The organism is Salinivirga sp. (assembly GCF_035268865.1).
In the GTDB taxonomy this organism is placed as follows: domain Bacteria; phylum Bacteroidota; class Bacteroidia; order Bacteroidales; family Salinivirgaceae; genus Salinivirga.
On sequence record NZ_DATFKB010000158.1, the window covers coordinates 1 to 10,932 of the forward strand.

Genomic DNA, 10,932 nt, shown 5'->3' on the forward strand with positions numbered 1-10,932 from the left:
ATAAAACCATTTATAAATAAGATCCTTCAACAATAGTTAAGCTTTCATAATTTACGGTAAAAATACAAAATTATGGGTAATTTCCATGACAAAATTTGATGTCGCGGAACATTATATTGATATTTTTTATTTTTGCAGATAAATATTCTGCCTAATGAATAAAAGGGGTGTCGATTATACTAAAGCTATTCAAGTTATGTGATTAAAAACAGTGAAAAATACTGGATGCTTAGTTATGTGGTTCATATATACGAACTTGTAGTGATATTTATGAGTAATCTGTTACTGTTTTGAATTTTTTTCTGGCAGTTGGTCAGGAAGGAGTAAGAAGTTTTTTATAAAAAAAGCCCTGAATTCAGTCATCCAGGGCATTTTTGGACTTATTTTATTTTCGAAAAAGATTTATTCTTCTAAATTGAATAAAACTTCAATTTCACTTGCGTTTAAAGCCCTGTTATAAATTCTTACGTCATCTATTTTGCCATTAAGAAAACGGTTAAGATTTCGGCCTGTACCGAGTACGGCAGTCTCTGTTTGTCCATCAATAGATGATATTGTACTAGCAGGAACCTGGTCAATCAATTCTCCATTTAAATAAAACGTTGTGGAAGAATCATTTCTAACAAATGATGCCATGTTCCATGTATTTTCTTCTACAGCTGTTCGTTTGCTATAAGTATTATCATCCATTACAAAGGTAATAGAATCTGCACCATCAAATTCTCGCAATGCTAGTATCGAGCGTCCATTCTCTAAAGACGGATTGTCTGAATTATAGACTATGCTTAGATCTTCTGTTATTTCATAGGCTTTAAACCATATATTTATTGTTCTTACTTCTAAATCGTAAAAACTGCTGAGTGATATATAATCATCATAGCCATCAAACTCATAGGCACTATTAGGTTGATCGAAGCGATCGGTTGTTAATTGAGCTCCTGAAACTGAGGCATGATCCTCATTTCCACTCTCATCATTTGCGTTTCCGTTGAATGGTAATGATAATACCAATTTATATGAGATGGGATAAACAATATTAAATGAAAATGAAGTATAACCGTAATCTTCCGCTTCTCCTAAATTTGTGGGAATTACGTCCAAAATTACATTACTGGTATCTGCAGCATTTACGTTAAAAGGATGGGGCAGTGGTGTGTTTACACTTGATGACAAATTAGAACCTTCTTTGGGGGTTAAATACATTACTGAGTCATTTTCATCTACAACAATAAAATCCTCAACTGTATAATTGCCCTCTAACAATTCTACATTTGCAGTTATATAACCATCTCCAATAGCGTATAATTCTAGCCTTTCCATGTATAACTCATAATCAGAAGCATCATTTTTTATGGAAATAACCATTGCATCAGGAGTTGCTGAGTGGTTTTTCTTCAATGCTTCATTGCTAAAACCAAAACTAACTGCCCAGTTTTTTTTGTGTTCGTTTAATTCTTTATCACTACAAGCAGAAAAGCTTGTTATTATTGCAATTGCGATAAGAATAATTGATGTGATGTTTTTCATATTGTTTTTTTTGTAAAGAAAACCATAGTAATATAAAAAACCAAAAAAAATGAGACTTTGTTACAATAGGTCACTTGCCAATTCAGCCAATACGCTTCTTTCGCCTTTTACGAGGTGGATGTGCCCAAAGAGCTCCTGGGAGCGCATTCTGTCTGTCAAATATGAAAGTCCGTTTGAACGCACATCCAGGTATGGGGAGTCGATTTGTTGTATATCTCCAGTAAAAACAATTTTAGTATTGTCCCCAGCCCGTGTTATAATGGTTTTAACCTCATGTGGCGTAAGATTTTGAGCCTCGTCAATAATAAAGAAAACATTGGAAAGGCTTCTGCCTCTGATATAGGCAAGAGGTGTAATTTTAAGCTTTTCGTCCTTCAACATTTCTTCAATACGCATATAGTTGCTGCTGTTACTTTTGAATTGCTGTTTAATTACACCCAGGTTGTCATAGAGCGGTTGCATATAGGGACCTATTTTCTCACCTACGTCGCCAGGCAGGTAACCAAGGTCGCGATTCGATAAAGGTACTATTGGTCTGGCCAGTAAAATTTGGTTGTAGTTTTTTTCCTGTGCAAGTGCTGCAGCCAATGCCAGCAGTGTTTTTCCAGTTCCGGCTTTACCGGTTATTGATACCAGGGGAAGGTTTTTGTTGGTTAAAGCATCAAGTGAGAAGGTTTGTTCGGCATTGCGGGGCTCAATGCCATAGGTTTTATGTTTTTCTACGCGTCTGATGATTTGCAGATAAGGATCAAAAAAACCAATGGCTGAACTGTGATTTCCCTGCAAAATTAAAAACTGGTTCGGAATAGGCTTAAAGTCAAAATTAAATTCTTCAACTGGTATTTCGGGAGTCCCGTTATATAGTTTGGATATTAACTCATCGCTGATATTAGTTACTGTTTGTACTTCTTCAAAAATATTTTCAATTTTTTCTACCTTATCTGTTTCGTAATCTTCTGTAGGCATGCCCATGGCTTTGGCTTTAAGCCTCAGGTTAATGTCTTTCGATACAAAAATTACAGGCTTACGCTTCGCAGCTTTTACTTGCAAAGCAATGGATAGAATGCGGTGGTCGGGTGTGTCGGCCGGAAATGATTCACGAAACTCCTGGCTGTATGGTTTACCTGTTTCGATAAAAAGTTTTCCTTTTTTTGGTCCAAGGCTTATTCCGGTTTTAAATATTTTGTCGTCAGAGAGTTTTCCGAGTTTTCTGGCTATTTCACGGGCATTATAGTTAATTTGGTCATGGCCCTTTTTAAATCTGTCTAACTCCTCCAAAACGGTTATGGGCAGTACTATATCGTGTTCTTCAAAATGATCAAGGCATTGAAAATCGTGTAGCAGTACATTGGTGTCAAGAACAAAGACTTTTTTAGCTTTCGAAGTGGGCATAAGGCAATCTTGTTTTATTGTATTCTTACGAAAATTACAAAAAATAAAAGGCTATTATTACTTTTGTTTAGAATTTTATCAACCGATTATGAACTATTCAGAAACTTTAGAATTTTTATATGCACAGTTGCCTATGTATCAGCGGGAGGGAAAGGCAGCTTATAAGGCCAATTTGGATGTAACAATTAAACTTGATGAGCACTTCAGGCATCCACACCAGTTTTATCCATCCATACATGTTGCAGGAACTAATGGTAAGGGTTCCGTTAGTCACATGATTGCTGCGGCTTTGCAACAGGCCGGATTTCGAACAGGCTTGTATACTTCACCGCACTTACTGGATTTCAGAGAGCGAATCAGGATTGATGGTGAAATGATTACTGAAAAATATGTAACCAATTTTGTTGAAGATAATCAACGAATAATTAAGGAGCTTAAGCCAAGTTTTTTTGAAATAACTGCAGCCATGGCGTTTGATTATTTTGCCCGCGAAAGAGTCGATGTAGCAGTAATAGAAACTGGTATGGGCGGTCGCCTGGACTCAACAAACATCATAAATCCAATTGTTTCGGTAATAACAAATATTGGACTTGATCATACATATTTTTTAGGCAATACACTGGATGCTGTTGCCAGAGAGAAGGCCGGTATCATAAAAAAAGAAACGCCGGTTATTGTTGGAGAAAAACAAGCAGAAACAATGGAGGTTTTTGCTGAAAAGTCGCAAGAGCTTGCAGCACCGGTAACGAACGCTTCTGATCGTTTCGAAATTTTATCAATTACTTCATCAGCTCCTTTTGCTACTCAGAAAGTCACACTGTACGATCGGTTTATAGGCGAAGAGTTTACATGGAAAATAGATCTGACCGGCCATTACCAGGCTAAAAATCTGGTAACCGTATTGGCAACATTAGATGCAATTCGCGATAAGTTTCTGGTTAGCGATAAAGACAGGGAAGTTGCACTGAGAAAAGTAAGAGATAAGACAGGTTTCAGAGGACGTTGGGATATTCTGGATACGCACCCACTAACAGTTGCCGATACTGCCCACAATACCGAAGGACTTACAATCGTGATGGAGCAGCTTAACCAGCTTGAATTTAATAAACTCCACATTGTAATAGGTGTGGTCGATGATAAAAACCTCTCCAATATTCTTAAGTTATTGCCACAATCGGCGGCATATTATTTTACACGCTCTCAAATACCCAGAGCGCTCAACGAGCGTGCACTCAGAGACAAGGCTTACGCATCGGGTTTACATGGTGAAAGTTATGAGAATGTGGCCGATGCTTTGCATGCCGCACGTGCATCAGCAGGCGAAAACGATTTGATTTATATTGGAGGAAGTACTTTTGTGGTGGCAGAGGCACTTACATAAAAAAAGGCTGCCCTTTTAGACAGCCCCTTTTCGCACTATAATTTAGTTCTTTCTGATTTCCAACTCTTTTTTACTTTTAATAAAGTGGTAATGTGATCCAAACCTGTCAAATGCAGCTTTGTCCAACGATTCCTGATGATCGGGGTGGGCTATGCTAATGATGTCCCGTGCCCGTTTTTGTAGTGTTTTACCATATAGGTTGACTGCACCAAATTCAGTAACCAGCCAGTGCATGTTGGCTCTTGTGGTTACTACGCCACCGCCCTCACAAAGCATTGGTGCTATTTTACTCATCCCTTTTTTTGTTACCGATGGAATTGCAAGAATGGGTTTTCCGCCCTCACTGAACGAAGCTCCGCGCATGAAGTCAATTTGGCCACCAACACCACTATAAAATTTAGTGCCAATAGAATCGGCGCATACCTGGCCTGTGATATCTACCTGTATAGCTGAATTGATAGCAGTTACTTTTGGGTTTTGTTTAATGATATGTACTGAGTTTGTATAATGCACGTCCTGCATGAGCACACCCGGATTATCATCCACAAAGTTGTAGAGGTCTTTTGATCCCATTAAAAATGAAGCTACAATTTTACCCTGGTCAAGTGTTTTGTTGGCTCCGTTAACAATTCCCTGCTCTACAAGTGGCAAAAGACCATCTGAAAACATCTCTGTGTGTACGCCAAGGTTTTTGTGGTTCCCCAGCTGCGAAAGCACTGCATTGGGTATAGCTCCAATGCCCATTTGTAATGTGGCGCCATCTTCAATTAAATTAGCCACATTTTTGCCAATGGCAATATCCTGCTCCGACAATTCGGGCATGCGTGCCTCAATAAGCGGACTATCGTGTTCCACAAAAATATCAAAATCACTTAACGGCATCATGGCATCGCCCCAGGCTCTTGGCATATGTTTGTTTACCACTGCAATAACCGTTTTTGCTTTTTCTATGGCTGCTTTGCTGCAATCTACAGATGTTCCGATTGAAACCCAGCCATGCTGATCAGGCGGGGAGATTTGAACCATTGCAACATCTATTGTCAGAACTTCATCTCTAATTAAACGTTGTGTTTCGCTAAGGAAAACCGGAATGTAGTCGGCATAGCCAGCTTGAGTAGCTTTGCGAACATTTCCCCCTACAAAGAAGGATTCCAGTTCAAATGTACCCATATATTTGCCGTTTTCCTCTGCATAAGGCGCAGGGCCTTCGGTGTGTATGTGTTGAATGGTTACATCGCTTAATTCACCTGAACGCTCCATGAGTGCTTCAAGTAATATTGTAGGAGTGCAGGCTACACTGTGAATATGCAAGCGATCGCCTGATTTAACCGCTTTTACTGCTTCTTGCGCAGATACAGGTGTGTATGTTTTTTGCATGACATCGGTATTTTAACTTAACGCATGCAAAATTAGTAAAGTAGGTTATAGAGGCGGTATGTTTGCAGATGTTATATAATAGGTTTTAAGTTATAAATTGCTTATTTTCAATATCAGGGAGCAAGTTTGTATGTCCATTTCTTAGGCTTGTACTGCCGGCCAATAGTGGCTACCAATACCCCTGCGGTTACAATTACACCACCCGCGCCTACAACCGGAACCCCAAATACAATACCTATTATCCCTGCAAGTCCACCTTCCGCCAGCGATTGAATGATGAGCACTGTGCCGCTTACAGTAATAATTCCTCCTAATATACCAACTCCGGTGCCTGTGTACATGCCAAGCTTTGATTTAAAACGAATTTTTTTTATGTCATGAAGCTTTACGCTGTCACTGCCCATTAGCAGAGTGCTTTTGTTTGCTATATGAAATTCGCCTTTGTATTTGTTTCCGTCATAGGTTACAACTTTTATTTTTGTGGCAGCTGGCAGGATTTTTTGTTTTCCGTTACGTTTTTTTTCGAGGACCAGAGAATTGGTTTGGCCGTAACCCGCAACTGCCATAAATGCGAGCAGAATTATAATTAATAATTGTTTCATGATGGGGGTTTTTGATTTATTTCACCTGTCGTAATTAATGCGCTGTAATATTTTTGCTCATAGCAAATTACTGCAAAATGACATATAAATCAAATTTTTTTGATGGAGTACCGCTTGCCGGCAAAATATTAAGTTTTATTGAAGCACAAACCGGTAAGTAATGGTTCCAACCTGAAAAGCATCAGCTTCATTGTCCTGATTAAATCGCGCTTTGCGTGCAGCTTTCACAGCGGCATTAATCAATTTTTGACTTGTGGTTGTGGAACCTTTGGCCTGGTAACTTGCACTTGTAACGTTTCCATTTCGGTCTACAGTTACACGGACAACTACAATACCCTCTTCATTGGCCGTGTAAGCTGGTTTAGGTAATCTTCCGCCCTGAGGCGACCTGCCTTGTAAGCTGTAGCCAATTCCTTTGTCGCCAAGCCCTTTGCCTTCACCATAATTTTTGGCGTTAGGGTCACCTTCGGGATCACCCTGGTTCCCTGATCCGGTTTTATTGCCGTCTGACTCGGCATTGGAATTGTTATTACTGCCCTGGGAGAAGGCATTTTTCGTTATTTCGTTTATTTTTTCTTTCTCTTCCTGCTCTTTTCTGCGTTTTTCTTCCAGCTCTCGTTGTCGTCTTAATTCTTCTTCGCGTTCACGCTCTTTTCGTAGCTCTTCTTCACGTTTTTTTCTTGCTTCTTCTTTTTTAGCCTCCATGGCAGCGGCTTCCTCAAAATCCTGGGTCATGACTTCTTCTTCTGAGGCACTCTCTGTTGGTGGAGGTGTTACAGCTTCTGGTTGCGTAACAGGTTCGGGAATAGCTTCACCACCTGTTTCCACAGGCCCTGATCCGGATTCTTCATAGCCGAAGTTTACGAGTATGCCTTCCTCTTCGGGCAAAGGCAGGGGTGTTGAAAAACCGAAAAATATGAGCAATATGAGTACTGTTCCCATAAATGAGAAAGTAGCCCAAAAAGCTATTCGTTTATTTTTTTTTCGGTTTTCAAACATTGGGTTAAGGTTGGTTATTTATTGTCCTGTTGTTGCCAGTATTAGTTTATACTTATTTCTTTTGGCAATGTTCATAACTTTCACCACATTGTCTACAGGTACGCGTTTATCGGCATGCAATGAAATTGTTGGTGATTGTTCAAAGGCATCTGCCGGACCCAGTTCCTGTTTTAGTTTACGTTCCAGCATGCTAAAAGGTACCTGCTGTGTACCAACAGCATATCGAAGGTCATGTGTAATGCTTACCGATACAAGGGGTTTGTTGGCACGGGTCTGGTTTTTGCTTTGTGGCAACAGCAACTTTAATGCGTTGGGAGATATAAGCGTACTGGTTACCATGAAGAATATCAGCAACAGGAAAACAATGTCGGTCATTGACGACATGCTGAAACTGGCATTTATTTTACTTCTTCGCTTTATAGCCATACTGTTTTAGTTTGCCGGTTCATTTAAAAGATCCATAAACTCAGTGGTACGGGCTTCGAGCCTGAAAATTACTTTTTCTACGCGAGCTACCAGGATATTGTAGGCAAAATATGCAAGAATACCAACAATAAGACCTGCCACAGTGGTTACCATTGCTGTGTAGATTCCGTTTGATAGTAATGTAATATCGATATTGTTCCCTGCATTGGCCATGTCATAGAAAGCTTTAATCATACCCATTACTGTTCCCAGAAAACCAATCATTGGTGCACCACCTGCAGTGGTGGCAAGCGTAGGGAGTCCTTTCTCCAGTCTGGCTGTTTCAAGATTGGCTATGTTTTCTATAGCCGTATTAATATCATTTAATGGTCGACCAATTCTGCTAATGCCTGTTTCAAGCATTCTGGCGGTTATGGTATTGGTCGATTGGCAAAGACTGTGCGCAGCATCGATTTTGCCATCGTGAATATAGTCTTTGATGCGGTTCATGAATGTGGAATCTTCTTTCGAGGCATCTTTTAAAGCGAAATAGCGCTCGAAAAAGATATAAATTGATAATATGAGCAACACCACAATTGGAATCATGATGATACCACCTTTCATCGCTAAATCAAAAAACGAAAGTGTTAACTCTCCTTCTGCAGCTTGTGCTGCAGTTTGAGCCGTATCGGCTACCTGGTTTACCTGTAAGAATATTCCCGTCATTGTATGATTATTTTATCGCGGTTAAAACGTTTTAGCGTCCGAAATTATTATAAATTTTTCATACTACACAGTGAATCCCATTATTTTAGATTTTAATATGAGTTTAAACAACTGATTTACTGTGTAGCAGCCTGTGTTGTTGTAGCTGTTGATTTCAGCACCGAGTCCTTTCTTGGTGCAAGGTTTTTTCTCCACTCCCTGATCATCATCGTACCCGCTATTATGGCAGCAATGGTGTCAGCGGTGGGAGATGCCATCCAAATACCTTTAAGTCCCCATATATTTGGGAAAATAAAAAGCAAAGGTGACAAAACAATGACTTGCCTCAGCAGGCTGAGGAAAGCAGCTACTTTTGCTTTTCCCACAGACTGGAAATAGTTGCTGATTACAATCTGAAAGCCTACCAGGGGTAGCATAATTACAAAAATCCTTAAACCTTGAATGCCATATTCCTGTAGCTGTTTACTTTCGTTATTAAACAGTCGTATAATGGGCTCTGGAAATAATTCGAGTATGGTCCAACTGATTACACCTAAAACCGTGGCAGCAATCATACCAAAGCGGAGCGTTTGTCTCACTCTGCTGAGGTTTCGCGCACCATAATTGTAACCTATAATAGGTTGTGAGGCCATGTTGAGTGCTATTATGCTCATTATAATTAAGATCACTACGCTCATAATAATGCCAAATGCCCCCACTGCAAGGTCACCGCCATATTTTATGAGCTGTGAGTTATATATGCCCTGTACAAAACTATTTGCAACTTGCATGAAAAAGGGAGCTAAACCTATTGCTAACATGCTCTTTACAATAAAATGATCGTATTTTATCCGGTGCCATTTGAGGGGTACCACTGAGCGTTTACTACGGAAATGAATCAGCACCCAAAGCGACAAAACACTCATTGAAATAATGGTGGCCCATGCTGCACCTTTTACACCCCAACCGAATTTTATAATAAATAGCCAGTCTAGCGGGATGTTGATTCCGGCTGCAAGTAACATGCTAATCATGGCCAGCCTCGCATTACCCTCTGACCGGATTAAGCTGTTGAGCGAAAAACCCATCATTTGAAATATAATGCCAAAAAGAATAACGTTGAGATAATCATTGGCATAACTCATGGTGGTTTGAGTTGCTCCAAAAAGCTCAAGCATTGGCTGCTTTATAATAAAGCCGAGTCCGGCAACAAAAAACGAAACTATGAAAATTAATAAAACGACATTGCCAAGCACTTTTTCGGCTTTATCGTATTTTTTTTCACCTAAAAATATAGAGAGTTTAACGCTTCCACCCATACCTATTAGCATCCCGAAAGCCATGATGATAATCATTACAGGGAAAACAGCGGTAATACCACTGAGTGCTGCAGCACCAACACCCTGACCAATGAAAATCCTATCAATGATGTTGTAAAGGGAGTTGGCAATAACGCCCACAAAAGCTGGCCAGTAATACCGTAGGATTAATTTTCCTACGGGCATATGTTCAAGTTGTTCGGTTTGCTTTTTTCTCACTCTTTAAATTTTTTCTAGAGGCAAACCCACATCAAATAACGCGCCTAAATAAAGATTTGTCAGGCTTTTATTTTATTTTGCTCCACTTCTTTGAACACCCGCATAAAATTACCACCCCATATTTTGATAATTTCCTGCTCTGAGTAGCCACGTTTTAATAATTCTTTTGTGATGTTTTGCATATCACTGACATCGAAACAATCTTTTAAACCGCCACCTCCGTCAAAGTCGCTGCCTATTCCAACATGATCAATCCCTGCCATTTTCACAATATGGTCGATATGATCTACAAGGTCGCTGACTGTTGCAAGTTTTTGCGGATAATCTCTTTGTGTGGCGTGCCATTCTCTTACTGCCTGCGCCCGCTCTTCATCTGTTAAATCGTTGTAACCCCGCCATTTTTTTCTGAGCGCTGCAAATGCACTGTCTCTTTTGGGTTGTGGCTCAGGAGGTTTTACATAGTCGCTAAGCAAACAAACCTGCACAACGCCGCCATTTTTAGCCACTTTTTGCAGCATGTCGTCTGTTAAATTACGAGGGTTGTCGCAAATAGCCCGGGCATTGGAGTGCGATGCTATAATCGGGGCTTTTGTAAGTTCAATTACATCATAAAAGCTTTTATCAGAGATGTGTGAAACATCAACTATTACACCCAATTCATTCATCTTTTTGACTACAGTTTCACCAAAATCAGTTAGTCCGTTGTGTTCAACTGAGTCTGTAGAGCTGTCGCAAATATCATTATTGCTCGTGTGGGAGAGGGTTATATAGCGTACACCGCGATTATAGAAATGTTGTATTTCATCTATATCTTTGCCTAAGGCATAGCCATTTTCAATACCTATAAAAAATGTGTGTTTGCCTTCTTCTTCATTTTCGTATGCATCTTGCGGTGATGTACCAATAGTAACTTTGTCTTGATTATTAGAAACTTGCGAATATATCGAATCAATAATTCTATGTGTCTCTTTGTTTGCTTTTTCATGCCCTTCAGGTGTTCTTGCCC

10 protein-coding genes are annotated in these 10,932 nt (G+C 39.7%); 1 reads left to right on the top strand and 9 read right to left on the bottom strand.

The genetic code is table 11. The features are described 5' to 3' along the window. Positions 1-402: 402 nt before the first annotated feature. Together VJ937_RS09205 and VJ937_RS09210 are read right to left on the bottom strand one after the other, a co-directional pair. Positions 403-1,527: a LamG domain-containing protein gene (locus VJ937_RS09205; RefSeq protein ID WP_324066605.1), complete on the bottom strand. Its 1,125-nt coding sequence runs from the start codon at positions 1,525-1,527 to the stop codon at positions 403-405. Positions 1,528-1,587: 60 nt separating this feature from the next. Further along, on the bottom strand, positions 1,588-2,919 hold the full coding sequence (locus tag VJ937_RS09210; protein WP_324066606.1) for a PhoH family protein: 1,332 nt from the start codon (positions 2,917-2,919) through the stop codon (positions 1,588-1,590). 88 nt (positions 2,920-3,007) lie between these two features. On the opposite strand from VJ937_RS09210, the gene VJ937_RS09215 reads away from it, so the two are divergent. Next, the gene (locus tag VJ937_RS09215; protein WP_324066607.1) at positions 3,008-4,300 is read left to right on the top strand and encodes a folylpolyglutamate synthase/dihydrofolate synthase family protein; all 1,293 of its coding nucleotides are present in this window, start codon (positions 3,008-3,010) and stop codon (positions 4,298-4,300) included. Between the two features lie 42 nt (positions 4,301-4,342). On the opposite strand, the gene VJ937_RS09220 is transcribed toward VJ937_RS09215, so the two are convergent. From VJ937_RS09220 to VJ937_RS09250, 7 genes are all read right to left on the bottom strand, one after another. Further along, entirely contained in the window at positions 4,343-5,677 is a 1,335-nt protein-coding gene (locus VJ937_RS09220; protein WP_324066608.1) for an acetyl-CoA hydrolase/transferase family protein, read from the bottom strand. A gap of 113 nt (positions 5,678-5,790) precedes the next feature. Beyond that, positions 5,791-6,279, bottom strand: coding sequence for a hypothetical protein (locus tag VJ937_RS09225; RefSeq protein ID WP_324066609.1), 489 nt, complete (start codon positions 6,277-6,279; stop codon positions 5,791-5,793). 135 nt (positions 6,280-6,414) lie between these two features. Then, entirely contained in the window at positions 6,415-7,278 is an 864-nt protein-coding gene (locus VJ937_RS09230) for a TonB family protein (protein ID WP_324066610.1), read from the bottom strand. A gap of 18 nt (positions 7,279-7,296) precedes the next feature. Continuing rightward, on the bottom strand, positions 7,297-7,704 hold the full coding sequence (locus tag VJ937_RS09235) for a biopolymer transporter ExbD (protein WP_324066611.1): 408 nt from the start codon (positions 7,702-7,704) through the stop codon (positions 7,297-7,299). A gap of 6 nt (positions 7,705-7,710) precedes the next feature. Further along, the gene (locus VJ937_RS09240) at positions 7,711-8,409 is read right to left on the bottom strand and encodes a MotA/TolQ/ExbB proton channel family protein (RefSeq protein ID WP_324066612.1); all 699 of its coding nucleotides are present in this window, start codon (positions 8,407-8,409) and stop codon (positions 7,711-7,713) included. 116 nt (positions 8,410-8,525) lie between these two features. Next, positions 8,526-9,926 (bottom strand): MATE family efflux transporter, encoded by a 1,401-nt coding sequence (locus VJ937_RS09245; RefSeq protein ID WP_324066613.1) that lies wholly within the window; start codon positions 9,924-9,926, stop codon positions 8,526-8,528. 59 nt (positions 9,927-9,985) lie between these two features. Continuing rightward, positions 9,986-10,932 (bottom strand): dipeptidase (locus VJ937_RS09250; protein WP_324066614.1); only part of this gene is annotated, 947 nt, incomplete at its 5' end.